Annotated in this window: 30 protein-coding genes; 23 read left to right on the top strand and 7 right to left on the bottom strand. The window is 67.1% G+C overall.

The annotated features are described in order from the left end of the window. Positions 1–27: 27 nt before the first annotated feature. Together KV397_RS08825 and KV397_RS08820 are read right to left on the bottom strand one after the other, a co-directional pair. Complete coding sequence (locus KV397_RS08825; RefSeq protein WP_047523385.1) at positions 28–783, bottom strand: MIP/aquaporin family protein; 756 nt, start codon at positions 781–783, stop codon at positions 28–30. Positions 784–875: 92 nt separating this feature from the next. After that, positions 876–2,585 (bottom strand): glycerol-3-phosphate dehydrogenase/oxidase, encoded by a 1,710-nt coding sequence (locus tag KV397_RS08820; RefSeq protein WP_131490941.1) that lies wholly within the window; start codon positions 2,583–2,585, stop codon positions 876–878. 103 nt (positions 2,586–2,688) lie between these two features. On the opposite strand from KV397_RS08820, the gene KV397_RS08815 reads away from it, so the two are divergent. Beyond that, positions 2,689–3,660, top strand: coding sequence for a sugar-binding transcriptional regulator (locus KV397_RS08815; RefSeq protein ID WP_047523383.1), 972 nt, complete (start codon positions 2,689–2,691; stop codon positions 3,658–3,660). A gap of 15 nt (positions 3,661–3,675) precedes the next feature. Here KV397_RS08815 and KV397_RS08810 read toward each other — a convergent pair whose 3' ends face one another. After that, positions 3,676–4,827: a glutamate--cysteine ligase gene (locus tag KV397_RS08810; protein ID WP_131490942.1), complete on the bottom strand. Its 1,152-nt coding sequence runs from the start codon at positions 4,825–4,827 to the stop codon at positions 3,676–3,678. Between the two features lie 208 nt (positions 4,828–5,035). On the opposite strand from KV397_RS08810, the gene rpsP reads away from it, so the two are divergent. From rpsP to trmD, 4 genes are read left to right on the top strand one after another with little or no spacing between them, the layout of a single operon-like run. Next, a complete protein-coding gene (gene rpsP, locus KV397_RS08805; protein WP_047523381.1) occupies positions 5,036–5,470 on the top strand; it encodes a 30S ribosomal protein S16 in 435 nt (144 codons plus the stop codon). A gap of 6 nt (positions 5,471–5,476) precedes the next feature. Beyond that, positions 5,477–5,707 (top strand): RNA-binding protein, encoded by a 231-nt coding sequence (locus KV397_RS08800; protein WP_017830729.1) that lies wholly within the window; start codon positions 5,477–5,479, stop codon positions 5,705–5,707. After that, complete coding sequence (gene rimM / locus KV397_RS08795) at positions 5,691–6,308, top strand: ribosome maturation factor RimM (protein ID WP_131490944.1); 618 nt, start codon at positions 5,691–5,693, stop codon at positions 6,306–6,308. The genes KV397_RS08800 and rimM overlap by 17 nt, the downstream gene beginning before the upstream one ends. A gap of 19 nt (positions 6,309–6,327) precedes the next feature. Further along, complete coding sequence (gene trmD / locus KV397_RS08790) at positions 6,328–7,047, top strand: tRNA (guanosine(37)-N1)-methyltransferase TrmD (protein ID WP_047523379.1); 720 nt, start codon at positions 6,328–6,330, stop codon at positions 7,045–7,047. Positions 7,048–7,059: 12 nt separating this feature from the next. On the opposite strand, the gene KV397_RS08785 is transcribed toward trmD, so the two are convergent. Both KV397_RS08785 and map read right to left on the bottom strand, forming a co-directional pair. Further along, positions 7,060–7,653, bottom strand: coding sequence for a histidine phosphatase family protein (locus KV397_RS08785; RefSeq protein ID WP_131490946.1), 594 nt, complete (start codon positions 7,651–7,653; stop codon positions 7,060–7,062). A gap of 28 nt (positions 7,654–7,681) precedes the next feature. Next, a complete protein-coding gene (map, locus tag KV397_RS08780; protein ID WP_131490947.1) occupies positions 7,682–8,464 on the bottom strand; it encodes a type I methionyl aminopeptidase in 783 nt (260 codons plus the stop codon). A gap of 109 nt (positions 8,465–8,573) precedes the next feature. Here map and KV397_RS08775 point away from each other — a divergent pair, with 109 nt between their 5' ends. The 9 genes from KV397_RS08775 to KV397_RS08735 all read left to right on the top strand — a co-directional run bounded on the left by KV397_RS08775 (position 8,574) and on the right by KV397_RS08735 (position 15,601). Further along, entirely contained in the window at positions 8,574–9,062 is a 489-nt protein-coding gene (locus KV397_RS08775) for a hypothetical protein (RefSeq protein WP_047523376.1), read from the top strand. 169 nt (positions 9,063–9,231) lie between these two features. Further along, a complete protein-coding gene (gene rplS / locus KV397_RS08770) occupies positions 9,232–9,579 on the top strand; it encodes a 50S ribosomal protein L19 (protein WP_045265383.1) in 348 nt (115 codons plus the stop codon). Between the two features lie 117 nt (positions 9,580–9,696). Further along, entirely contained in the window at positions 9,697–10,422 is a 726-nt protein-coding gene (gene lepB, locus KV397_RS08765; protein ID WP_047523375.1) for a signal peptidase I, read from the top strand. Then, the gene (locus KV397_RS08760) at positions 10,419–11,078 is read left to right on the top strand and encodes a ribonuclease HII (protein WP_131490948.1); all 660 of its coding nucleotides are present in this window, start codon (positions 10,419–10,421) and stop codon (positions 11,076–11,078) included. Before lepB ends, KV397_RS08760 begins: the two co-directional genes overlap by 4 nt. A 49-nt stretch (positions 11,079–11,127) precedes the next feature. Then, a complete protein-coding gene (locus KV397_RS08755; RefSeq protein ID WP_047523373.1) occupies positions 11,128–11,454 on the top strand; it encodes a DUF2469 family protein in 327 nt (108 codons plus the stop codon). A gap of 100 nt (positions 11,455–11,554) precedes the next feature. Beyond that, on the top strand, positions 11,555–11,917 hold the full coding sequence (locus KV397_RS08750; protein WP_261812643.1) for a YraN family protein: 363 nt from the start codon (positions 11,555–11,557) through the stop codon (positions 11,915–11,917). Then, the gene (locus KV397_RS08745; RefSeq protein ID WP_261812642.1) at positions 11,914–13,443 is read left to right on the top strand and encodes a YifB family Mg chelatase-like AAA ATPase; all 1,530 of its coding nucleotides are present in this window, start codon (positions 11,914–11,916) and stop codon (positions 13,441–13,443) included. The genes KV397_RS08750 and KV397_RS08745 overlap by 4 nt, the downstream gene beginning before the upstream one ends. Next, positions 13,440–14,633, top strand: coding sequence for a DNA-processing protein DprA (gene dprA / locus KV397_RS08740; RefSeq protein WP_261812641.1), 1,194 nt, complete (start codon positions 13,440–13,442; stop codon positions 14,631–14,633). Before KV397_RS08745 ends, dprA begins: the two co-directional genes overlap by 4 nt. A gap of 65 nt (positions 14,634–14,698) precedes the next feature. Continuing rightward, positions 14,699–15,601 (top strand): tyrosine recombinase XerC, encoded by a 903-nt coding sequence (locus tag KV397_RS08735; protein ID WP_261812640.1) that lies wholly within the window; start codon positions 14,699–14,701, stop codon positions 15,599–15,601. A gap of 32 nt (positions 15,602–15,633) precedes the next feature. On the opposite strand, the gene KV397_RS08730 is transcribed toward KV397_RS08735, so the two are convergent. Further along, positions 15,634–16,152, bottom strand: a complete 519-nt coding sequence (locus KV397_RS08730; RefSeq protein ID WP_261812639.1) for a murein hydrolase activator EnvC family protein — start codon at positions 16,150–16,152, stop codon at positions 15,634–15,636. A 304-nt stretch (positions 16,153–16,456) separates the two neighbouring features. On the opposite strand from KV397_RS08730, the gene rpsB reads away from it, so the two are divergent. The 9 genes from rpsB (at position 16,457) to KV397_RS08685 (ending at position 23,193) form a co-directional block, all read left to right on the top strand. Further along, positions 16,457–17,407, top strand: coding sequence for a 30S ribosomal protein S2 (gene rpsB / locus KV397_RS08725; protein WP_047523368.1), 951 nt, complete (start codon positions 16,457–16,459; stop codon positions 17,405–17,407). 43 nt (positions 17,408–17,450) lie between these two features. After that, positions 17,451–18,278 (top strand): translation elongation factor Ts, encoded by an 828-nt coding sequence (tsf, locus tag KV397_RS08720; protein WP_047523367.1) that lies wholly within the window; start codon positions 17,451–17,453, stop codon positions 18,276–18,278. A 92-nt stretch (positions 18,279–18,370) separates the two neighbouring features. Then, the gene (pyrH, locus tag KV397_RS08715; RefSeq protein WP_047523364.1) at positions 18,371–19,087 is read left to right on the top strand and encodes a UMP kinase; all 717 of its coding nucleotides are present in this window, start codon (positions 18,371–18,373) and stop codon (positions 19,085–19,087) included. A gap of 68 nt (positions 19,088–19,155) precedes the next feature. Continuing rightward, positions 19,156–19,710 (top strand): ribosome recycling factor, encoded by a 555-nt coding sequence (gene frr, locus KV397_RS08710; protein ID WP_047523362.1) that lies wholly within the window; start codon positions 19,156–19,158, stop codon positions 19,708–19,710. A 5-nt stretch (positions 19,711–19,715) separates the two neighbouring features. Then, on the top strand, positions 19,716–20,861 hold the full coding sequence (locus KV397_RS08705) for a phosphatidate cytidylyltransferase (protein WP_261812638.1): 1,146 nt from the start codon (positions 19,716–19,718) through the stop codon (positions 20,859–20,861). Further along, positions 20,861–21,439 (top strand): DivIVA domain-containing protein, encoded by a 579-nt coding sequence (locus KV397_RS08700; RefSeq protein ID WP_153244009.1) that lies wholly within the window; start codon positions 20,861–20,863, stop codon positions 21,437–21,439. Before KV397_RS08705 ends, KV397_RS08700 begins: the two co-directional genes overlap by 1 nt. A gap of 48 nt (positions 21,440–21,487) precedes the next feature. Beyond that, positions 21,488–22,177 carry a lytic transglycosylase domain-containing protein gene (locus KV397_RS08695; protein ID WP_261812637.1) on the top strand — a complete coding sequence of 230 codons (690 nt, stop codon included), beginning with the start codon at positions 21,488–21,490 and terminating at the stop codon, positions 22,175–22,177. Between the two features lie 9 nt (positions 22,178–22,186). After that, positions 22,187–22,474 carry a hypothetical protein gene (locus KV397_RS08690; protein ID WP_153244010.1) on the top strand — a complete coding sequence of 96 codons (288 nt, stop codon included), beginning with the start codon at positions 22,187–22,189 and terminating at the stop codon, positions 22,472–22,474. A 2-nt stretch (positions 22,475–22,476) separates the two neighbouring features. Beyond that, positions 22,477–23,193: an alpha/beta hydrolase gene (locus tag KV397_RS08685; RefSeq protein WP_047523351.1), complete on the top strand. Its 717-nt coding sequence runs from the start codon at positions 22,477–22,479 to the stop codon at positions 23,191–23,193. 15 nt (positions 23,194–23,208) lie between these two features. Here KV397_RS08685 and KV397_RS08680 read toward each other — a convergent pair whose 3' ends face one another. Further along, a complete protein-coding gene (locus KV397_RS08680; RefSeq protein ID WP_047523349.1) occupies positions 23,209–24,270 on the bottom strand; it encodes an AI-2E family transporter in 1,062 nt (353 codons plus the stop codon). Positions 24,271–24,388: the final 118 nt, after the last annotated feature.

The raw sequence follows: 24,388 nt of genomic DNA, 5'->3' as shown, positions 1-24,388 counted from the left end.
TGAATTCCAGTGCGGATGGGGTGTCGATCAGCCGGCGAGGCCGAGCAGCACGGGCGCGGCGAGTGCGGCGATCACACCACCGATGAGCGGACCGACGACGGGAACCCACGAGTAGGACCAGTCGCTGGCGCCCTTGCCCTTGATCGGCAGGATCGCGTGAGCGATACGCGGGCCGAGGTCACGGGCGGGGTTGATGGCGTAGCCGGTCGGACCACCGAGCGATGCGCCGATACCGACCACGAGCAGTGCGACCGGGAGCGCGGTGAGCGGTCCGAGGCCTCCGGGCGTGCCGACCTGGATGTCGCCGTAGTCCGCGAACGCGAAGATGACGAACACGAGGACGAACGTTCCGATGATCTCCGTGACGAGGTTCCACCCGTAGGAGCGGATCGCGGGACCGGTCGAGAAGACGCCGAGCTTGTTGGCGGCCTCCGGCTCCTCGTCGAAGTGCTGCTTGTATGCGAGCCACACGACGATCGCACCGAGGATCGCGCCGAGGAGCTCAGCGGCCGTCGCGGTGAGGAACATCACGAACGAGATCTTGCCGGCGACGAAGAGTCCGATGCCGACAGCCGGGTTGATGATCGCACCGGAGTACGCGGAGACGAGCACACCGGCGAAGACCGCGAGGCCCCATCCCCAGTTGACCATCAGGAAGCCGCCGCCGAAGCCCTTGTTCTTCGCAAGGGCTACGTTGGCCACGACACCACATCCGAGGAGGACGAGCATCGCTGTGCCGACCAACTCCGAGAGGAAGTAGAGACCGAGATTCACATCAGCCATGTCTTCTTTGACCTTTCTTGTGTGTCGAGGCCCCTCTGCCCCGACACGTTATGGGGGTTGCGCCGCGAGGAGGGCGGCTGTCCGAAGTCCAGTCAGCCGCGGGTGCGGGACTGGATATCGAGTCCGTGCCGCTCGTTGAGCAGCTGACGTGTCTGGTCGAGCTCGGCGTCGTGACGCGAGCGATCCCAGCCGAGCATCGGTGCGAGCGCATCGGCGATCTCATCGAGGACCTCGGCGTCCGCGTTTCCGGTGAAGGCGATGCTGGTGCGCCGCAGCACGACGTCTTCGAGGCGACTCACCATCTCGTTGTGCACCATCCATTCGAGTTCGCGGGTCGAGAGGTCGCCCTTCGCGAGCGGCTCGTCGGTACCCTGCTCGACATACTCCCAGACCTGGGCGGCGCGGGTGCCGTAGCGTGCGATCAGGCGGTCGGCACGTGCGCCGGCGCCGGCGAGGTTCTCCTGAACCCAGAGGCGCTTCGCCTTCTCCGTACGCGGGAACTCGCGGCCGCCGCCGATTGCGCGCCCGGCAGTCGAGACCGTCCTGGTACGACCGAGCAGGCCGAGCACGACATCGGAGAGCGACTCGCCGAGCGCGCGGAACGTCGTCCACTTGCCGCCGACGAGGCTCACGAGCGGTACCGCGCCCTTCTGGTCGACTTCGATGCGGTAGTCGCGGGAGACGAAGCCCGGTGCCGTGTCCTCATGACGCGGCAGCGGGCGGATACCCGAGAACTTGTAGACGATCTGGTCACGCGCCACCGGGATCGTCGGGAAGACGTGGTGGATCAGGTCGAAGAAGTAGTCGACCTCCTCCTCGGTGCACACCGGCACTTCGCGCGGGTCGGCGTCGATGTCGGTCGTGCCGACCAGGACCCGCCCCTTGAGCGGGTAGATCAGGACGATACGGCCGTCGGAGTGCTCGAAGAAGATCTCACGGCCCTGCGTGGCCTCGAGCAGCTCGGGGTGGTCGAGCACGATGTGCGACCCCTTGGTGCCGCCCATGTACTTCGTGTCCTCGCCGAGCGCATCGTTCGTCACGTCCGTCCAGGGGCCCGAGGCGTTCACCACGACATCGGCTTGCACGGAGAACTCGGTTCCGCTCTCGCGGTCGCGGAGGATCACCTTGTCGCCGTCGCGGGCGATCGCTTCGACGTAGTTGAGCGCATGCGCGCCCGGGTGAGCTGCGCGTCCGTCCTGGAGCACGTCGAGAGCGAGACGCTCCGGGTCATGCATGGAGGCGTCGTAGTACGTCGCCGTGTACTTGATCCGCGGGTCGAGCGAAGGCAGTTCGGCCAACGACTTCTTCCGACCGAGGAAGCGGTGCCGCGGGACCATTCCGCCGTCGCGCGAGAACGTGTCATAGATCGTGAGGCCGACCTTGATGAGGAAGGCGCCGCGCTCCTGCGGCTTGCCGCTCTTGTGCGTGAGGAACCGCAGGGGAGCGGAAAGGATGCCGGAGAAGGTGGAGTAGATCGGGATCGTCGTCTGCAGCGGCTTGACGTAGTGCGGGGCGATCTTGAGCAGGCCGTTGCGCTCTTCGACGGACTCGCGCACGAGGCGGAACTCACCGTTTTCGAGGTACCGGATCCCACCGTGGATCATGTGGCTCGATGCGGAGGACGCGCCGGAGGCGAAGTCGCCGCGCTCGACGAGGACGACGTCCACTCCCTGCAGTGCCAGATCACGGAACGTGGAGATTCCGTTGATCCCGCCACCGATGACGAGGACGCTCGTACGTCCGGACTCACGGACGGTGCTGACCTCTGCGCGCTCCGCAGACGAGTGTGTGGAATCGATCATCGTCGACCCTCTCTTCCTTACTTGCCAACCAGCATCGACCTGTGTGGCATCTCGCGCAAGCCCACTGCACATATGTGCAAGGATCGGGGGTGAGGAGGTCACGATGGTCGGTCAGGCCGCGGAAACGCGCGACAGCAAGCTGATCGCGGCGCTCACCGCCGCGCAGCTCTACTACATGCAGGACAAGACGATGGAAGTCATCGCGCAGGAACTCGGCACCTCCCGATCCTCCGTGTCTCGCCTGTTGAGCTTCGCCAGGGAAAGCGGCCTGGTCGACATCCGCATCAATTCGCCGTTGGAACGTCTCGGGATGCTCGAGCAGCGCATCCGTGACCGGCACCGTGTGGCTGCGCACGTGGTGCCGATGCCGGAGATCCTCAGCGAAGTCGAACGTCTCGAGCGTGTGGCGCTCACGGCGGGTCGTCTGCTATCGCAGTTCGTCGATTCGAACATGGTCATCGGAGTCGCGTGGGGCTCGACGATCAGTGCGGTGAGCCGTGGACTGACACAGAAGGAGACGCACAACACCACGTTCGTGCAGCTCAACGGTGCCGGGAACACCCAGACGACCGGCGTCGAATACTCCAGCGACATCCTGCAGCGGTTCGGCAGTGCCTTCGGCGCGCAGGTGCAGCAGTTCCCCGTCCCCGCTTTCTTCGATGACCCGGCGACCCGGGAGGCGATGTGGAGGGAGCGGAGCACGCGGCGTGTGCTCGACCTTCAGGCCAAGATGGACGTCGCCGTCTTCAGCCTGGGCTCTCCTGCGGCGGAGGTGCCGAGCCGGGTCTACGTCGGCGGCTACCTCGGGCGTGACGACTACCGCAGCCTGCGCGAGGACCACGCGATCGGCGATGTCGCGACGGTCTTCTTCCGATCAGATGGTTCCTGGCGGGACATCCGCGTCAACGCGAGGGCGACCGGCCCCGGGCTCGATCGTCTGCGCCGTGTCCCTCGCCGGGTCTGCGTTGTCTCCGGTATCCCGAAGTTGGTGAGTCTCCGGGCTGCTCTGGCGGCCGGACTCATCACCGACGTGGTCCTCGACGAAGGTCTCGCACGCCGTCTCGTGGAGGACTGAACAGCGCCGGGAGTGTCAGTCCTCGTCGGTCGACGACTCCGGACCGGAACGGAACTCGCGGATCAGGTGCTGCACCACGGCGGTGAGATCGCCGCCCGCGGCATCGGCGACGGCGAGCTGCCGCGCGTAGCTGGCGCCGCCCTCCAGGATCGTCCCCACGCCGCCGAACTCGCGTCCGCACCCCAACTCCACCGCGACGGGGGCGAGCGACTCGAGCGTCTCGGTCAGGTGCTCCCGTACGGGGCGCTGGGTGCCTGCGGCGTCGACGATGACGCGGGCGTCGAGTCCGTATCGTGCCGCCCGCCACTTGTTCTCGCGGTGGAACCAGGCGGGAAGTTCAGGGAGAGCCCTGCCCTCGTCGAGTTGCCGCGAGAAGTGCTCGACGAGCACCTGCACGAGTGCGGCGACGGACGCCAGCTCCGGGAGGGTGGACAGGCCGTCGCAGGCGCGTACCTCGATCGTGCCCCAGCGTGGGGCGGGGCGGATGTCCCAGCGCACCTCGGTGGCATCTTCCATCACGCCGGTCCGGACCATGTCCTCGAGGTACGACTCGTACTGCGACCAGTCGTGCAGCGGCCACGGGAGTCCTGCTGTGGGCAGCTGCTGGAAGACCAGAGCACGGTTCGACGCGTAGCCCGTGCGTTCGCCGGCCCAGAACGGGCTCGACGCCGCCAGGGCCTGCAGGTGGGGGAGGTAGCCGGCGAGTGCGTTGATGAGGGGGAAGACCTTGCGGTGGTCTTCGACTCCGATGTGCACGTGGATGCCCCAGATCATCATGTTGCGTCCCCACCACTGAGTGCGCTCGATCAGGGTGTGATACCGCGACTTGTCCGACACCTGCTGATCGAACCACTGGGCGAACGGGTGGCTTCCGGCGGACAGCAGCTCGATCCCGGCGGGGTCCGTCGCCGAACGCACGGAGGTGATCGCGTTGGCGATGTCGTCGACGGCGTGCGCCACGGAGTCGCCGATTCCACTCGTCACCTCGATCGTGTTGGTGAGAAGCTCACCCGTGACCGTGTGGCGCTCGTCCGCGCTCTCCGTCTCCAGCGCGGCGAGCAGTTCCGGGGCGCGCCCGACCAGGTCACCGCTGGTGGGGTCCGCCAGCATGATCTCCCATTCGAGGCCGACGGTGGAGCGGGCCGAAGAGGCGAACTCGAGTTTCACCCGCACAGTCTGGCACGGGCGCGACGCGACACGGCAACAGCAGTTTCATCGCGTTTCGCGCCAGGCGCGTGCATCTGGCAGAATAGAGGGCTGGACCACCTGCTCGACCCTCTATCCAGCAGGTACCACTCATTTTGAGCTTCCGCCGGGTGTGCACCCCACTCTCCAGGCGATCAGTTCGTTTCCTTCCACACAATTCAGGAGAATCGTGGCTGTCAAGATTCGTCTCAAGCGCCTGGGCAAGATCCGTGCGCCGTACTACCGCATCGTCGTCGCCGACTCGAAGACCAAGCGCGATGGTCGCGTGATCGAGGAGATCGGCAAGTACCACCCCACCGAGGAGCCCTCGTTCATCGAGGTCGACTCCGAGCGTGCGCAGTACTGGCTCTCCGTCGGCGCGCAGCCGACCGAGCAGGTTGCCGCCATCCTCAAGATCACGGGCGACTGGGGCAAGTTCAAGGGCGACAAGGACGCGAAGTCCACGCTCAAGGTCGCCGAGCCGAAGGCTCCCTTCGAGGTCGACGCGTCCAAGAAGTCCGTCGTCAAGCCCAAGGCCGAGAAGAAGGCGGAGGCTCCCGCTGAGGAGGCTCCCGCCGCCGCCGACGCGGAGGCCGCTGAGGCTCCCGCCGCAGACGCGGAGTAATCCGTCGTGCTCGCCGCCGCGCTCGAACACATCGTCAAGGGGATCGTCGATCACCCGGAGGATGTCCGTATCAACGAATCCACATCGCCGCGAGGCGATCTCCTCGAGGTGCGCGTGCACCCCGACGACCGTGGACGCGTGATCGGGCGCGGCGGCCGCACTGCGAAGGCCCTTCGCACGCTGGTCAGCGCTCTTGCTGACGGGCGTCGGGTCCGCGTCGATGTCGCGGACGACTGACGTGGTGTCGAAGGACCGCAATCAGGGCAAGAACCAGCTGCGCGTCGGACGTCTCGTCAAGGCGCACGGCCTGAAGGGTGGGCTCAAGCTCGAGCTCTACACCGACAACCCCGAGGGGCGATTCGTCCCCGGTGCCGGTTTCACGTTGCAGGTGCCTGAGGCATCTCCGTGGCACGGCAAGGACATCACCGTACGTGAGTATCGAGTGATGAACGGCAACCCGGTCGTCTTCTTCGAAGACGTCGACGACCGTGACGCGGCCGAGAGCCTCGTCAAGGCGATCCTCTGGATCGACCAGAACGTCGACGAGGTCGAGGACGACGCGTGGTTCGACCATCAGCTCGTGGGGCTCGATGTCGTCCGTGATGACGCCGTGATCGGTCGGGTCGTCCGTGTCGAGCACTTTCCCGCCCAGGATCTCCTCATCGTCAAGGCCGGTGAGAGCGAGGTCATGGTGCCTTTCGTCTCGGCGATCGTGCCGACCGTCGATGTCGCCGCAGGGCGTGTCGTCGTGACTCCTCCTGCGGGGCTCTTCGAGGAGCTTCCCGACGTCGCCGACACCGATCCGCAGGCGGACTCGGGCGCCGACGCGGCCGAGTGACCGCTGATACGGTTCACCCGTGCGCATCGATGTCGTCTCCATCTTCCCGTCGTATTTCGACGGACTGACGCTTTCCCTGCTCGGCAAGGCTCAGGCGTCCGGCCTCATCGACCTCCGTGTTCGGGATCTGCGGGATTGGACCTCGGATCGGCACCGTACCGTCGATGACACGCCGTACGGCGGCGGCGCCGGCATGGTGATGAAGCCCGAACCGTGGGGGCTCGCACTCGATGAGCTGACCGATGCGTCGGCATCGCACGTCGATGAGCGCCCCACCATCATCTTCCCGTCTCCCGCCGGCGAGGTGTTCACACAGAAGACGGCCAGACAGCTCGCGACGCGTCAGCATCTCGTGTTCGGGTGCGGGCGCTATGAAGGCATCGACGAGCGCGTCTTCGAGTACGCCGCGGACCTCGGCGAGGTGCGTCTGATCAGCCTCGGCGATTACGTGCTGAACGGGGGAGAGGTCGCCGTGATGGCGATGATCGAGGCGGTCGGACGACTCATCCCCGGAGTGGTCGGCAATCCGGAGAGTCTCGTCGAGGAGTCGCACGAGGACGGCCTGCTGGAGTACCCGTCGTACACGAAGCCCGCGTCATGGCGTGAACGATCGGTGCCCGATGTCCTGCTGAGCGGTAATCATGCCGCCATCGCGGCCTGGCGTCGCGAGCAGCAGTGGGAGCGCACGCGCCGGCGTCGACCCGACCTCCTGCCACGCGACGAGACCTCGGCATCCTGACGGCGATCCCGGTCAGAGGATGCCTTCCGAGGATCGGGTGATCTCGAAGACGACGCCGTGAGGATGTCGCAGTGCCAGCGCGTTCGTCGGGTCGAGTCCTCGCAACTCCGCCCGCAGCATCCGTCCGATCATCTCGTGGCTCACCAGCAGCGGCGCGCCGGTGGCTGCCCACCCGCAGGAGCTGAGCGCCTTTCGGGCGCGCACGCGCGCCTGAGCGTAGCTCTCCCCACCGGGGAACGCCCATCCGTAGCGGTTCGCAGCTCGCTCCTCCCGGAGCGTGGGATAGAGCTCGTCGATCTCGTCCCAGGTCATCCCCGCGAGTTCGCCGTGGTCGATCTCCGCGAGTTCGGGGACCTCGATCATCTCGGCGCCGATCCGCTCCGCGATGATGGCCGCGGTCTGCGTGGCTCGTCCCAACGGGCTCGTGCACACTGTCAGGACTCCGGCGTCCCGGAGGCGCTCGGCGACGGCGTGCGCCTGCGCCACCCCTTCATCCGTCAACGGCGAATCCCGTTGTCCCTGCAGCCGGTGCTCGAGATTCCAGGTCGTCCGCCCGTGCCGAGCGAGGAAGAGACGCTCGGGGACGTGACGATCCTGCGGAATCATGGACTCAGGATGGCACACGGGCTCCCGGTCAGTCGACGCCGAGGAAAGACCTGTCCGTCAGCACGATCGGTCCGTCCTCGGTCACCGCGATGGTGTGCTCGGAGTGCGCACCTCGGGACCCGTCCGCGCTGCGCAGGGTCCATCCGTCCGGGTCGGTCACCAACTCGTCGGTCGTCGCGAGGAACCAGGGTTCCAAGGCGAGGACGAGTCCTGCGCGCAGGGGGAAGCCGCGCCCTGCGCGACCGTCGTTCGGCACATGCGGATCCCCGTGCATGGTGCGACCGACGCCGTGTCCACCGAAGTCGGTGTTGATCGAGTACCCCTCGCCGTGTGCGACGGCCGCCACGGCCGCCGAGATGTCGCCGATGCGATTGCCGACGGTGGCGGTCTCGATGGCTGCTGCCAGTGCGCGCTCCGTCGTGTCGATGAGGCGCAGATCCTCGTCGCGCGCGGCGCCCACGACGAAGGAGACGGCGGAGTCGGCGACCCAGCCGTCGACGGCCACCGCGAAGTCGAGCGTCACGAGGTCGCCGTCGCGCAGGGCGTAGTCGTGGGGGAGTCCGTGCAGCACGGCGTCGTTGACCGAGGTGCAGATGACCTTGCCGAACGGGCTCGCGCCGAAGGACGGGTGGTAGTCGATGTAGCAGGACTCCGCGCCTGCCTTGCGGATCATGTCGTGCGCGCGACGGTCGATCGAGAGGAGATTCGTCCCGACCTTGGTCTCATCGCGCAACGTCGCCAGCGTCTCGGCGACGAAGCGTCCTGCGGCGCGCATCTCGTCGATCTCGGCAGGGGTGCGCAGTTCGATCATCGGTTGTCCTCTCGTCATCTCTATTCTCCCTGATCCGACGCCCCGGGATCTCCGACCGCTCTCAGCGAACATCGGGTCACGGGCACGTGTCCCGTCGTACGATCTGAGCATGTGGTTGCGACGGGCGTTCTTCCGCTGGCTTCTTCCGGCGGCGTTCCTGCTGCCGCTGTGGCTTCTGATCGGGTGGGGAGTCTTCCAGGGCGGCTGGGCGATCCTCTGGGTGTTGCTCATCGCGATGCCGTCCGTGTTCCTCGGACAGCTCCTGTTGACGCTCCTCACGCGCTCGCGTCCCTCCGTTCGCATCGAGCGCGCGGTCTCCTGGTGGGATGTGGCCGGCTTCACGCTCTGGCACGGTCTGACGATCGCGGTCGGTTTCTTCATCGACGGGGTGTTCCCGTGGGTGCTCACCGGCGCGATCGTCGTCGGCATCGCGCTCGTCTGGCTCCAGGTGTGGCAGTTGTGGCAGGAGGCCAGGGGGAGCGGCTCGCGGCTGCGCGAGACCATCACCTGGTCGACGATCCCGACCGCCGACGAGCAGGCCCCTCCGACTAGAGCGCACGAGGTCATCGTGGTGCGGGAGACCGACGGCCGCGACTGAGGTCACGGTTTTGGCCGAGCACGCCTTCCATGGCAGAATGAGTGTTTGTGCTGTGACCGGCTCTGCCACAGGGGAGCCCGCGGACGCATCAGCTCCGTACAGTTCATCCCTTTTCTTGTTCCTTTGAATACATGCATGCGACCTGTGGCGGGTGCAGAGAGAGACGATCATGCAGATCCTCGACGCCGTCGACGCGGCTTCCCTCCGTTCGGACATTCCGGACTTCTTCCCCGGTGACACCGTCAAGGTGCACGTCAACATCACCGAGGGCAACCGCTCCCGTATCCAGGTCTTCCAGGGCGTCGTCATCGGCCGCCAGGGCGACAGCGTGCGCGAGACCTTCACGGTCCGCAAGATCAGCTTCCAGGTCGGCGTCGAGCGTACCTTCCCGGTGCACTCCCCGGTGATCGACCACATCGAGGTCGTCACCCGCGGTGACGTGCGTCGCGCGAAGCTCTACTACCTCCGCCAGCTGCGTGGCAAGAAGGCGAAGATCAAGGAGAAGCGCGACCGCTGAGTCGCAGCATCTCCACAGCACCCCGGGACACGATGTCCCGGGGTGCTTCGTTCTCTCCCCGGTGTGCGAACCTAGATAGCGTCGCCGCACGACGGTGCATGATCGTGAAGGAACCTGATGACTGAATCCTCGTCCGCGCGCACGGCCAGACGTCGCCGCGGGTTCCTGGTCTTCCTCCGTGACGTCCTGGTGATCATCGTCATCGCCGCACTGGTGTCGTTCGTGGTCAAGACGTTCGTCGTGCGGTCCTTCTACATCCCCTCGGCGTCGATGGAGCGGACGCTCCTCGTGAAGGACCGGATCCTCGTCGATGAGCTCACCCCGCGGTGGGCGGCGTACGAACGCGGTGACGTCGTCGTGTTCAAGGACCCGGGCGGGTGGCTCGACCCCCAGCCGCAGACGCCTGCTCAGCCCCCTCTCGTCCAGGCGGTCGACTGGGTGCTGAACTTCGTCGGCATCTCCGCGACCGACTCGCAGGACCATCTCGTGAAGCGGTTGATCGGCCTTCCGGGAGATCACGTCGTCTGCTGCAACGCACTGGGTCAGATCACGATCAACGGTGCTCCGATCGACGAATTGAGCTATCTCAACCTGCCCGACGGCGACACCGCCGCCTCCAATGAGCCGTTCGACGTCGTGGTGCCGGAGGATTCGGTCTGGCTGCTCGGCGACAATCGTGATCGTTCCCGCGACGCCCGTGCGCATCAGGACCTTCCCAGCGGAGGCTTCGTGCCCATGGAGAACATCGTGGGCAAGGCATTCCTGACCACGTGGCCGTTGAACCGGATCGGGCCCATCGACGGCCATCACGACATCTTCACCGGGGTTCCGGATCCCGAATGACCGTCATCACCCCGAAACTGACTCTCGAGCGCCGGCTCCTGAGGGAGTGCGAGCTGATCATCTCGCTCGATGAGGTCGGTCGGGGCGCACTCGCGGGGCCGGTCGCCGTCGGCGCCGCCATGATGGATGCCACAGGTGCTCGTCGGCGTGTCCCCGAGGGGCTTCGCGATTCGAAGCTCGTGACCGAGAGAAGGCGTCCGGAGGTGGCCGAGCGAGCGGCCGCGTGGGTGCAGGCATCAGCGGTCGGATGGGCGACCGCGCAGGAAGTCGATGACATCGGCATCATGTCCGCCCTCGGCCTCGCCGCCTCGCGCGCGGTACAGTCGATCGCCGATCAGGGCGCGACTGTCGAAGACGCGCTCATCCTGCTTGACGGCAACCATGACTACGTCTCGAGGATCCATCCCGTGCCGCTGCGTGTCCGGCCGGTGATCAAGGCCGACCGCGACTGTGCATCGGTGTCCGCCGCGTCCGTGATCGCGAAGGTCGCCCGCGACGGGTACATGGCCGAGCTTCACGAGACTCATTCCGCGTACCAGTGGAATCGGAACAAGGGGTACGCGAGCCCGGAGCACCGCGATGCCATCCGCAGCCACGGACTGTCCCCGTTCCATCGGGCCTCGTGGGCGATCGCGGATGTACCCACGCTGTTCTGAGCGGTGCGATGCCGCGCCCAGCGGCCTGCGACTCTAGGATGGACTCATCATGGATGAGGAAGCCTTCGACGATTACGACCGCGAACTCGAGCTGGCCCTGTTCCGGGAGTACCGGGACGTGGTCTCGCAGTTCCAGTACGTCGTCGAGACCGAGCGCCGCTTCTATCTGGCGAACGAGGTCAACGTCGTGCGTCGCGACAGCGAGCACGACTTCTACTTCGAGATTTCGATGACGGACGTGTGGGTGTGGGACATCTATCGTGCCGACCGGTTCGTGAAGGCCGTGCGTGTCCTCACCTTCAAGGACGTGAACGTCGAGGAACTGCAGCGTCGCGAGTTCGAGCTCCCGCAGGAGCTGTCGCTCGACGGTGAGTAACTCTCTCCACACTCCACCCCACGGGTGAGTTCTCCCCAGGGCTCGCGCCGACGACGTCGAATCGAGCCGTGCGACGTGAGTGCCGCGTGATGCTGAGTCCATGGCAGCGAAGGATGAACTCGGCAGAGCCGGAGAAGAGCGCGCCGCGCAGCACCTGACGGGGAACGGCTACACCGTTCTCGCGAGGAACTGGCGGTGCGCGCAGGGAGAGATCGACATCGTCGCCACGCTCGGAGAGCACGTGGCGATCGTGGAAGTGAAGACGCGGCGAACGATCGCGTTCGGGCACCCGTTCGAAGCGATCGATGCGCGGAAGCGCCGTCGACTGTGGCAACTCGCGCACGCCTGGGCCCGCGAGAATCCCGAGGCGGCACGGGGGAGGGCCGTGCGACTCGAAGTCATCGGGATCGTGGGAGCCGACCCGGCACGCGGGGCGCTCGAGCATCTCGTGGACATCGGATGAGCACTGCGCGTACCTGGGCGGTGGCGCTCACCGGTGTCGACGGGCATCTCGTCGAAGTCGAGGCCGACCTGTCGAATCAGACGCCCGAATTCCGCATCATCGGGTTGCCGGACAAGTCCCTCGGCGAGGCCGTGCAGCGGGTCCACAACGCTTGCAAGAACGCGGGTCTCGATCTCCCTCGACGCCGGCTCACCGTGAACCTCTCCCCGGCGAGTCTTCCCAAGCACGGCGCAGGTTTCGACCTCGGCATCGCCATGGCGGCGCTGGCGGCAGGAGGGGCGATCGGGTCGCGGTCGATCGCGGCAACGGTTCACATCGGCGAACTCGGACTCGACGGGCGGATCCGCCCCGTCCCGGGCGTCCTTCCCGCGGTCTTCGCCGCCGCACGCGCCGGGTTCGACACCGTGATCGTCCCGCGCGGCAACGAGTCGGAGGCGAGGCTCGTGCCGGGGGTCGAGGTGCGCGCTGCGGGCTCACTCGCAGAGGTCGCGGTCTGGCACGGCGCCGACGTCGAGGTGCCGGACGTCGACGTCGTCGAATCGGCGTCGGTGCCGGTGGCCGATCACCCGAGACTCGATCTGTGCGACGTCGTCGGTCAGGGTGAGGCGGTGGAGGCGCTCCTGGTGGCGGCGGCCGGCGGACACCACATGCTGCTGAGTGGTCCTCCGGGAGCAGGCAAGACGATGCTCGCTCGGAGGTTGCCCGGGATCATGCCGCTGCTCGACGAACAGGAAGCACTCGAGGTTGCGTCCATCCGATCGCTCAGCGGCGAAGCCGTCGCCGCACTCGATCGCGTGCCGCCGCTGGAGGCGCCGCACCACAGCGCATCGGTCGCTGCTCTGGTCGGCGGCGGGTCGCGGACGGCACGACCCGGGGCGATCGCGAGAGCGCACGGCGGGGTGCTCTTCCTCGATGAGGCGGCGGAGTTCTCGCGGGTGGCGCTCGACGCCCTGCGCCAGCCGCTGGAGTCAGGCGCGATCGAGGTCCACCGCGCGGGCTTCACGGCGCGGTTCCCGGCGAAGTTCCAGCTCCTGCTCGCGATGAACCCGTGTCCGTGCGGCAACTATGGCGTGAGAGGGTCCGAATGCATCTGTCCGCCGATGTCTATCCGTCGGTACTCCACGCGGTTGTCCGGTCCGCTTCGTGACCGCGTCGACATCGATCTCCAGGTCAGTCGTGTCGCGGCATCCCGGGCGATGGGTGAGGCCGGTGGGGAGACGACGACGGCGCAGGCGCGGGTCCGGGTGCAAGCCGCCAGGGAGCGTGCCGCGCATCGGTGGCGGAGCAGTCCGTGGAGACGCAATGCGGATGTACCGGGGACCTGGCTGCGTCAGGGCACTCAGCGCCTTCCGGCGGCCACGCGATCTCCGCTCGACCGGGCGCTGGAGCGCGGTCTGCTCACCCTGAGGGGATACGACCGAGTGCTGAGAGTGGCGTGGACGATGGCGGACCTGGCCGAGATCGAACAACCCGGTGTCGAGGAGATCGGGCGTGCGTTGCACCTGCGGAGAGGATTGCCGAGATGATGCGGCTACTGCTGGGGGACACCGAACTGATGGCTGCCGCCCGCCGCATCCACGGGGGTGAAGCGGTGGCGGATTGCGTGGCGCGAGCGGCCTGGACGGTGATCGCCGAACCGGGAGATGCGGTCGCCGGCGCACTGATCGGCGCCCTCGGAGCGGTGGAGGCCCTCTCCGTGGCAGCGGGAGGTCGAAGCAGGTCGCCGTTCACCGATGACACCGGCGAGGTAGGCTTCCGCGCCCTTCGGGAAGCCCAAGCGCGATGGCGTCCTCGGCTGCAGCAGGAGGCCGTGCGATCGGCCTTTCTCGGAGCACTCGAGATCGGCGCGCGGTTGGTGATCCCCGGTGATCCGCAGTGGCCGGATGCCCTCGACGATCTCGGACCCCACGCGCCGAGCGCGCTCTGGGTGCGCGGGCGCGTGGAACTGCTCACAGCGTCCCCGCGTGTGTCCATGGTCGGCGCCCGCGCCTCGAGCGGTTACGGGGAGCAGGTGGCCGCTGAGCTGGCCGGTGATCTCGCCTCGACAGGGGCCGTGGTGGTGTCCGGCGGTGCCTACGGCATCGATGGGGCGGTGCATCGGGCGGCGCTCGGCGTCGGTGGGGCGACCATCGCGTTCCTCGCCGGGGGAGTGGACCGCGCGTATCCGGTCGGTCATCAGCGATTGCTGCAGCAGATCTCTGAGCACGGGGCCGTGGTGAGCGAGCCGCCATGCGGCACCGCCCCGACGAAGTGGCGCTTCCTCGCACGGAACCGCCTCATCGCCGCACTCGGACAGGCGACGGTCGTCGTCGAGGCCGGGTGGCGCAGCGGCTCTCTGAACACCGCGGGTCACGCCGCGACACTCGGTCGTCCGCTCGGTGCCGTACCGGGGCCGGTGACCTCGGCGTCGTCCGCGGGATGCCATCGTCTGTTGCGCGAGTACGACGCGCAGTGCGTCACTTCGGCAGCGGAGGTGCGGGAGCTGTGGGGGCAACTCGATGGCGTGCCGACAGCCGGTGCACTCGAGGATCCGAACAGGACGCGCGTGCTCGATGCGCTGACCACGCGGTCGGTGCTCTCCGTCGATGAGATCGCCCGGCGCTCCGGCCTGTCTGCCGAGCGGGTGAGGTCTCTTCTCGGGCTGTTGCACCTGGAGGGCGAGGTCGATGCCGACGGAACGGGCTGGCGTCGGGCACCACGCCCGCGAGGCGGGTGACGGTCAGGCCGACACCGCGGCGAGGCTCCGGATCACGGTGCCCCGACCGGGGCAGAGTGGGAGGTATGGAACTCACGGCCGCCGCCGAGGCGTTCGTCGATCACCTGGAACGGGTGCGTCGGCTGTCGCCGGCGACCGTGAAGGCCTACCGCTCCGACCTTCGGGACCTCGCCGCGTCCACGGGCAGTGTCCAGCTCGAAGACGTCGACCTCGACGCGCTCCGGGACTGGCTCTGGCACGCGACGCAGCGCGGCGATGCGCGCTCGACCCTCGCGCGGCGTTCTGCGGCAGCACGGTCGTTCTTCCGGTGGGCGCACGAACAGGAGCTCGTCTCTCAGGATCCGAGCCTTCGTCTGGTCACCCCGAAGAGGGGGCGCACTCTCCCGACCGTTGCGTCGCGGGAGGCGATGACCGCGTTGCTCGATGAGTATCGTGACGATGCCGCCGCAGGGGACCCGGTCGACTTGCGAGATCACGCGATCCTCGAGCTCCTGTACGGGTCGGGTATGCGGGTCTCCGAGCTGTGCGGGCTCGACATCGACGACCTCGATCTCGACCGAGCGACGGCGCGGGTGCTCGGCAAAGGGGCGAAAGAACGAGTCGTCCCCTTCGGCGCGCCCGCGCGGGACGCGTTGGACGCCTACCTCCGACGCGGGCGCCCCGTCCTGGTCGCCAGAGCACGCACCTTCAGTCCCGCGGTGATGCTGGGGAGTCGGGGCTCTCGGGTCGGACCGCGGACGGTGTACGAGCTCGTCGCACGCGTGCTGGCGCCGATCGTCGGTGCCGAGACCATAGGACCCCACGCGCTCCGTCACACGGCCGCGACGCACCTCCTCGATGGCGGTGCGGATCTGCGCGCCGTGCAAGAGATCCTCGGTCACGCGAGCCTCGGCACCACGCAGATCTACACGCACGTCTCTGCGGAGCGTCTGACGGCCACCTATCGGCTCGCGCACCCGCGTGCGTGACCGTCGCTCACGGAGGCGACCGTCTCCGCGCATCAGAGCGGCGCGCAGCAGGGGAGCAGGATCGACCGCGGGATATCACCGAAGAGCAGGAGCGGGTTGATGTAGGCGCCATCCCGTCTCACACCGATGTGGAGGGCCCCCGACGGCGTGTGCCCGCCGACATCGACCGCGCCGATCTCCTGGCCGGCCGACACCGCATCACCGGGATCGAGCGTCGAGCGCAGGGGTTCGAACGTCGTCACGAGACCGTCGGCATGCGTGATCGTCAACAGCGGGCGATCGACGACGGTTCCGCGGAACGCGATGACCCCGTCTGCCGGAGCGACCGCGATCGCCCCGACGGACGAGACCAGGTCGACGCCTCGATGCCCTGCGCCGTATTCGTGCGCAGGAGCGCGAAAGGGCTCGACCACGGCCCGCGTGCCCAGGAGGGGCCATCGCCATCGAGGGAGGTCCGCGGCTTCCGCAGTGCCGAACGAGCCCAGCGTTGCGAGCAGGACGAGAAGGAGTCCGATCACGGAGCCGGACCTGGTGCGAGAGTGAAGGCTCATGCGGGGATCCTGTCGCGTGATTCCGGTCCGTGATCGGCGTTCCTGCGGTGTGGATGGCGACGGTGATCAACTCAGCGGGGAGCGCCGCGGTGCAGAGGCAGTGAGGCCGCGGCATCCTGTATGCTGAAGGAGCACCTCGATATCGGGGTGACTACGCGTGCCCAGAGCGATCTCATCGCGGCATCGACACCCACAGGTCCTTCTTCCGAGGGGGAGGGTGCGTGCCGGGCACCAGGAAGTCCGGTCATCCGATCGGCTTGACAACCTCAACGGTACAGAAATGTGCCAGAACCAGGAGACGACCATGGCTGTGGTCACCATCCGCCAGCTGCTCGACAGCGGCGTGCACTTCGGACACCAGACCCGTCGGTGGAACCCGAAGGTCAAGCGCTTCATCCTCACGGAGCGCAGCGGCATCCACATCATCGACCTTCAGCAGTCGCTCGGCTACATCGACAAGGCCTACGACTTCGTCAAGGAGACGGTCGCCCACGGTGGCACCATCCTCTTCGTCGGCACGAAGAAGCAGGCGCAGGAGATCCTCGCCGAGCAGGCGACCCGCGTGGGCCAGCCGTTCGTCAACCAGCGCTGGCTCGGTGGACTCCTCACGAACTTCTCCACGATCTCGAAGCGTCTCGCACGCATGAAGGAGCTCGAGGAGCTCGACTACGAGACGCCGGCGAACAGCGGCTTCACCAAGAAGGAGCTCCTGCTCAAGAAGCGCGAGCTCGACAAGCTGCACAAGTCGCTCGGTGGTATCCGCAACCTCACCAAGACGCCTTCGGCTCTGTGGGTCATCGACGCCAAGCGCGAGCACCTCGCGATCGACGAGGCCAAGAAGCTCGGCATCCCGGTGATCGGCATCCTCGACACCAACGCGGACCCGGACGACTTCCAGTACCCGATCCCCGGCAACGACGACGCGATCCGTTCCGTCTCGCTGCTGACCCGCATCATCGCCGACGCCGCGGCCGAGGGCTTGCAGCAGAAGCACAACCCGGAGACAGGTGACGCTGAGCCGCTCGCCGACTGGGAGAAGGAGCTCCTCGAAGCTCCGGCCCAGGAGGTTCAGGAGTCCGCTGACGCCGCTGAGGTCGTGACCGCTGCCGACGAGGCCGCTGTCGTCGAGACCCCGGCTGCCGACGAGACCGCAGCCGACGAGGCCGGTGCCGAGGCTCACGACGAGGCGATCGCCGCTGCTTCCGGTGAGGAGACCGCTGAGGTCGCCGCCGCCGAGGCCGCAGACGCCAAGTAATCCCTCGTACACACCTACCTAACGAAGCAAGGAGCCACCACACATGGCCAACTTCACCATCGCTGACCTCAAGGCTCTGCGCGAGCAGCTCGGCACGGGCATGGTCGACACCAAGAAGGCGCTCGAGGAGGCCGACGGAGACGTCGCGAAGGCCACCGAGATCCTGCGCCTGAAGGGTGCGAAGGGCAACGCGAAGCGTGCTGACCGTTCCACCAGCGAGGGACTGATCGTCGCTCGTGAGCAGGACGGCGCCGTCACCCTGCTCGAGCTCGCCTGCGAGACCGACTTCGTCGCCAAGAACGAGCGTTTCATCACGCTGGCCGACAAGGTCGCCGATGCGGCCGCTGCGGTCAAGGCCGACTCGATCGAGGCAGCTCTCGCCGCCCCCGCGGGCGACAAGAGCGTCGAGCAGCTGATCTCCGAGGAAGCCGCGATCATCGGCGAGAAGGTCGAACTGCGTCGCGTGCGCACGATCTCGGGCGACAAGGTCGAGGTCTACCTGCACCGCACCAGCAAGGACCTGCCGCCGCAGATCGGTGTCGTCGTCGCGTACTCGGGCGACAACGCCGAGACCGCGCGCAGCATCGCGCAGCACATCTCGTTCGCCAACCCGTCGTACCTGTCCCGCGAGGACGTGCCGGCGGACGCCGTCGACAAGGAGCGTGAGATCGTCACCGAGATCTCCCGCAACGAGGGCAAGCCGGAAGCGGCTCTGCCGAAGATCGTCGAGGGTCGCGTGTCCGCCTTCATCAAGCAGGTCGCCCTGCTCGAGCAGGACTACGCGAAGGACAACAAGCTCTCTGTCGCCCAGGTGGCGAAGGACGCCGGTATCACCGTGACGGACTTCGCGCGCTTCAAGGTCGGCGCGTAGCGACGTCGAAGGGGTTCGGATCGTCATGATCCGAACCCCTTCTTCATGCCCACGAGGCACTATCTTGAATCGGGACGAGAGGACACCCACCCATGACTGAACGCACCGGACGCCGTCGCGTCCTTCTCAAACTCTCCGGCGAGGCCTTCGGAGCGGGACAGCTGGGTGTCAGCCCCGATGTGGTGTCCCAGATCGCCCGGGACATCGCCGCGGCCGTCGACCGGGTGGAGGTCGCGATCGTCGTCGGTGGCGGCAACTTCTTCCGCGGCGCCGAGCTCAGCCAGCGCGGCATGGACCGCGGACGTGCCGACTACATGGGAATGCTGGGCACCGTGATGAACGCCCTCGCCCTGCAGGACTTCCTCGAGCAGGCCGGAGCCGCGACCCGCGTGCAGTCGGCGATCTCGATGACCCAAGTCGCCGAGCCCTACATCCCTCGTCGCGCGGAGCGCCACCTCGAGAAGGGGCGGGTCGTCATCTTCGGTGCTGGCGCTGGTCTCCCGTACTTCTCCACCGATACCGTGGCGGCCCAGCGGGCGCTCGAGATCGGAGCTGATGAGGTGCTCGTCGCCAAGAACGGGGTGGACGCGATCTACACCGCCGATCCCCACAAGCACGCCGACGCCGAGCGCATCGAGCAGGTCACCTACCGTGACGCACTCCAGCGCGGGCTCAAGGTCGTCGACTCGACCGCATTCAGCCTGTGCATGGACAACAGCATGGACATGCGTGTGTTCGGGATGGAGCCTGCGGGCAACGTGACGCGCGCCCTGCTGGGAGAGGCCATCGGCACCCTCGTCACCGCGTGAGCGTGTGACACGGCGGAGCCGCCTCCGCCCGATAGAATTTCCAGAACACCCCGACGATAGGAGTCACCGTGATCGCGGACGTCCTCGCTGAAACCACCACTCGTATGAACCGGGCGGTCGAAGCTGCCAAGGAGGACTTCTCCACGGTGCGCACCGGTCGTGCGAACCCGCAGATGTTCCAGAAGGTCCTCGTGGACTACTACGGCACGCCGACCCCCATCGCGCAGCTCGCATCGCTGGCGAACCAGGAGGCGCGCACCCTCATCATCACGCCGTACGACAAGTCGGCGCTCAAGGCCATCGAGCAGGCCATCCGGGACATGCCCAACCTCGGCGTCAATCCCACCAACGACGGCAACCTCGTCCGCGTCACGATGCCCGAACTCACGGCTGAGCGCCGCAAGGAGTACGTCAAGCTGGTCAAGACCAAGGCTGAAGACGCCAAGGTGCATGTCCGCGGTATCCGTCGCAAGGCGAAGGACGAGCTGGACGCGCTCAAGAGCGAACTCGGAGAGGACGAGATCGCCCGCGGTGAGAAGGAGCTCGACGGTCTGACGCGTCAGCACGTCGAACTCATCGACGACGCGCTGAAGCGCAAAGAGGCCGAACTCCTCGAGGTGTAGTCGGGATGTCTGACGAAACGCGAGATGCCGATGACGGCACGCCACCGACGCGCCGGGATGCGCGTGGTGGTGCGCCGGCCGACGGCATCCCGCTCGTGGACGCGGCGTTTCCCTCCTTCGACGCGGACGCGATTCCGCCGCGTCCGCCGCTTCCGGTGACGCCGGAGAACACATCCCAGGACCCCGTCGGGCCGCTGGACACAGCTGACCACAACGCGATCCGTGAACAGTGGCGAGCGGCACGGGACGAGCTCGGCAGCCACGTCTCACACGCACGGGATCAGCTGGATCAGGCCAACGAGCGGATCAAGCAGCGCACGGGTCGCGACCTCATCCTCGCGATCCTGATCGGCCTTGCGTTCGGCGCTGCTCTGCTCGCATCCTTGCTATTCATCAAGGCGCTCTTCGTGCCGTTCGCTCTCGCCGCCGCGCTGTTGGGCGTGTACGAGCTCTCCCGCGCGCTGCGGGCGTCCGGCAGACGGATCGACGTCGTGCCCCAGCTGATCGCCGCGGCTTTCCTGGTTCTCTCCGCGTACTTCGCCGAACCCTGGCTGTGCTGGGTGATGCTGTTCGTCGCGGTCGCCTTCGTGGTCGTCTGGCGCCTGATCGCGCAGATGGTGGTGAAAGACGGTCGTACCTACGGCGACGTGCTGACCGATGCCGTGATCAGCGGATTCGTGCAGATCTACGTGCCGTTCCTCGCCGGCGTCGCCCTCATCCTGCTGGAGCAGGAGGGCGGTCAGTGGTGGGTGCTCAGTTTCATCGCCATCGCCGTGGCCGCCGACACGGGGGCGTATGCCGCGGGGCTGGCGTTCGGGCGTCATCCGATGGCCCCCAAGATCAGTCCGAAGAAGACGTGGGAAGGTTTCGGTGGCGCCGTCGCCGCGTCCCTGATCGCAGGGGTGCTGCTCGCGATCTTCCTGCTGGAGCTGCCCTGGTGGGCGGGCCTGATCTTCGGCGCATCCATCCTCCTCTCCGCGACGCTCGGTGATCTCGGCGAGTCCATGCTCAAGCGTGACCTCGGTATCAAGGACATGAGTTCCTGGCTGCCCGGTCACGGCGGACTGCTCGATCGGCTGGACAGCATCCTGCCGTCGACCATTCCCGCGCTCTGCCTGTATTTCCTCCTTTCTCCCTGGGTGGTCATGTGATGAGTGACGAACAGCTCGAAGAACAGGCGACGACGACACCGCCGGCGTTCGCGCTGACGACCGGGCGTGAGCGTGGCTACCATCGCGCAGCGGTCGACACCTTCCTCGCCTCTGCTCGTCGTGCCTTCGAGTCCGGGGGTGACGAGCTGAGTGCGGAAGACGTCCGCATCGCCTCGTTCCCGCTCGTGAAGGGCGGCTACGTGGTCGCTGACGTCGATGCGGCTCTCGGTCGCGTGGAAGACGCGTTCGCCGCTCGGGAGCGCGAGCGCGTCGTGCGCACGCAGGGAGCCGGCGCCTGGGTGGATCAGGCGAGAGCCGATGCGCAGGTGATCCTCGACCACCTCGCCCGACCCCGTCGTCATCGTTTCGCTCGCACCGGCGTGCTGACCTTCGGGTATCGCATCGACGAGGTCGACCACGTGTCGACGAGGATCGTGCGCTATCTGCGTGACGGCGATGCGCTCACCGCGGAACAACTCCGCTCGGCAGCCTTCCGAATGCAGCGCGGTGGCTACCGCGAAGAGCAGGTCGACGCGCTCCTCGACGCGACGATCGACGTCATTCTCGCCGTCCGCTGAGGTTCCTGATGGTCGATTCAGGCGCCTTTGCGTAGACTGTCCTTCATCGTGAACTCCCGAAACGACATGAACCTCGAACGAAGCGACTCCTCGCCGGTGCCCGCGGCCAGGGTGAAAGCCGCGCGCCCGGGTGCTCGCCGTTGGTCGCGTCGACGCGGTGTGGTGAGTGTCTTCAGCGCCCTCGCCGTGGTCGGATTCGCCGGAGCACTCGTCGCACCGACCGGAGTGGCGCTGGCGGACCCCACACCGACCGACTCGCCCGACTCGGCTTACTCGTTGGCTCTCGCCGATACCCAGAACCTCGCGGTCACCGTGAGCGGTGCCGCGATCACGCCGATCGAGCGCGGCACCTTCGAGGTGTACGTGAAGCCGAAGCCCAAGCCGAAGCCCGCTCCCACGGTCGCGTCCAGCTCGAACGCCGGGTCGTCCGGCGGATCGTCCCTGCCCCCGTACTCGGGAGGCGGAGCACCCGCCGAGTGGATGGCTGCCGCCGGGATCGCCCAGAGCGACTGGCAGTACGTCGACTACATCGTCTCGCGTGAGAGCGGTTGGAATCCCAACGCCACGAATCAGTCGTCGGGCGCGTGCGGCCTGGTTCAGGCACTGCCCTGCAGCAAGGTGCCGGGGAACGGCTACAACCCGGTCGACAACCTGCGGTGGGCGACGGGGTACGCCACGGGACGGTACGGCAGCTGGGCCGGCGCCTACAACTTCTGGACCAACAACCACTGGTGGTGAGCAGGCGCCATGCCACGCTCACGCAGACGCCCTCCGGCGCGCCCGGAACCCGAGGACGCGTTCGACAGGTTGCTCGCCGGCTGGAAGCGCACCGAGACGCGCCGCGGCACGGAGTGGACCGTGCAGCCGGTCTCTGCCGTGCAGGCACAGAAGGCGTACGTGTGCCCGGGCTGCGGTGGACAGATCGTGATCGGCACGGCGCACCTCGTGACCTGGCGTGCCGACGGAGTGCTGGGCGACGCGGCGGACCTCGCCGCGCGTAGACATTGGCACACACACTGCTGGAGGATGGCGTGAGCATGGAGATCCGAGGACCGTTGGAGCTTCCGGCGCAGCGCGAGGACATCGAGCTGACGACCGCGGACGGGCTCACGCTCGTCGGCGAGCTCGCCGTGCCGCAGGAGACCGCACCGGTGGCGACGCTCGTGACGCTGCACCCGTTGCCCACCGCGGGCGGCTTCATGGACTCCCACATCATCCGTAAGTCAGCGGCGCGCCTGCCTGCTCTTGCCGACCTCGCGGTCCTGCGCTTCAACACCCGCGGAACGACATCGCCGCGCGGGACCAGCGATGGCGCGTTCGACGGTGGTGCCGCCGAGCAGTTCGACGTGGCGGCGGCGATGGATTTCGTCCGTGACCGCGCCTTGCCGAATCCCTGGCTCGTCGGATGGTCGTTCGGTACGGAGCTCGCCCTCAAGTACGGTCGCGACCATGACATCGCCGGCATCATCCTGCTCTCCCCGCCCTTGCACCGCGCGACGGACGCGGAAGTCGCTGCCTGGGGTGCGGTCGACGTGCCCGTGGTGATCCTGGTGCCGGAACTCGACGACTACCTGCGTCCGGACGAGGCACGTGAACGGTTCGCGTCGATCCCGCACGCGAATCTGATCGCCGTGGACGGCGGCAAGCATCTGTGGGTCGGGGAGACGCAGACCCGGCGTGTGCTCACCGAGATCGTGGCGGCGGTGAACCCGTCCGCGCTCCCGCTGGCGACGCACTGGCCCGAGGCCGACTGAGCCCTCCGCCTCGCCTCAGAGCTCGTTCATGCGGGGGATGAGCACCTGACGGTAGATGATCAGGATGCTCGCGGCGACGGGGATCGCGATGAGCGCCCCCAGCAGCCCGAGCAGGCTTCCTCCGGCGAGTGCGGCGACGACCACGACGGCGCCCGGAACGGAGACCGCACGACTCATGATGCGCGGGGAGATCACGTACGCCTCGATCTGCATGTAGATCAAGTAGTAGATGGCAGCGGCGATCGCGATTCCCGGCGAGCCGAGTCCGGGGATGAGACATACGAGCACGATGATCGTCGAGCCCGTCAGGGTGCCGACGAGCGGGATCAGCGAGAAGAAGAACGCGATGATCGCGAGGACCGTGGGGAACGGCGCATTGATGATGGAGAGGAAGATGGCGCTCAGGACGCCGTTGAGCACACCCTGGGAGACCTGGCCCATCACGTAGTAGCCGACCGAGTCGGTGATCTGCTCGGAGAGGTCGATGAACCGATCGCGCTTCGAGGCCGGGGCGAGCTGGTAGACGGCGCGCTTGAGGGAGGGGGTCGACGCGGTCAGGTAGATCGTCAGGATGAGCACGATGAACGCCCCGAAGAGTCCACTGAGGACGGCGCCGCTCGCGACGAGGACCCCTTGACCGATCGAGCCGCCGATCTCGGCCAGGTTCGTCGTGAGCCATTCCGTCACGTAGGTGAAGACGTCATCGACGAGCAGGTTGGGGAACGTGGCCTGCATCCACTCCTTGAGATCGGGGATCAGGTTCCCGCGTGAGACGATCGCCGAGATCTGTGCGATGAGCTGAGAGATCTGGTCCACCAGCACCGGGAGGATGATCAGGACGATCCCACTGAACACGGCGAGGACAGCGACGATGGTCACCAGCACGGCGAGCCACCGGGGGAGTTTGCGGCGTTCGAGGAACGAGACCAGCGGATCCAGGCCCAGGCTGAGGAAGAGCGCGGTGCCGACGTAGAGGAGCACCGTGGAGAGCGTCTGCACGCTGCTGATCAGCAGGATCCCCAACCCCACTCCGAGGGTCGCCACCAGCGCGGTGCGGAAGGGATTGTGGATCTTCATCTGTGGACTCCTCGAAACGGCTGCAGCAAGGCTACCGAGCGGGAGCCTCGAGCAGCGGGCGACGTGCCGTTTCCTGCCCGCACTGCACCTCCTCGTGGGCAACACACAGCTGATTTCG

It is taken from the genome of Microbacterium aurugineum (assembly GCF_023101205.1).
Lineage (GTDB): Bacteria > Actinomycetota > Actinomycetes > Actinomycetales > Microbacteriaceae > Microbacterium > Microbacterium aurugineum.
The sequence above is the reverse complement of the archived record's forward strand: the minus strand, read 5'-3'. Positions and strand labels throughout refer to the sequence as shown.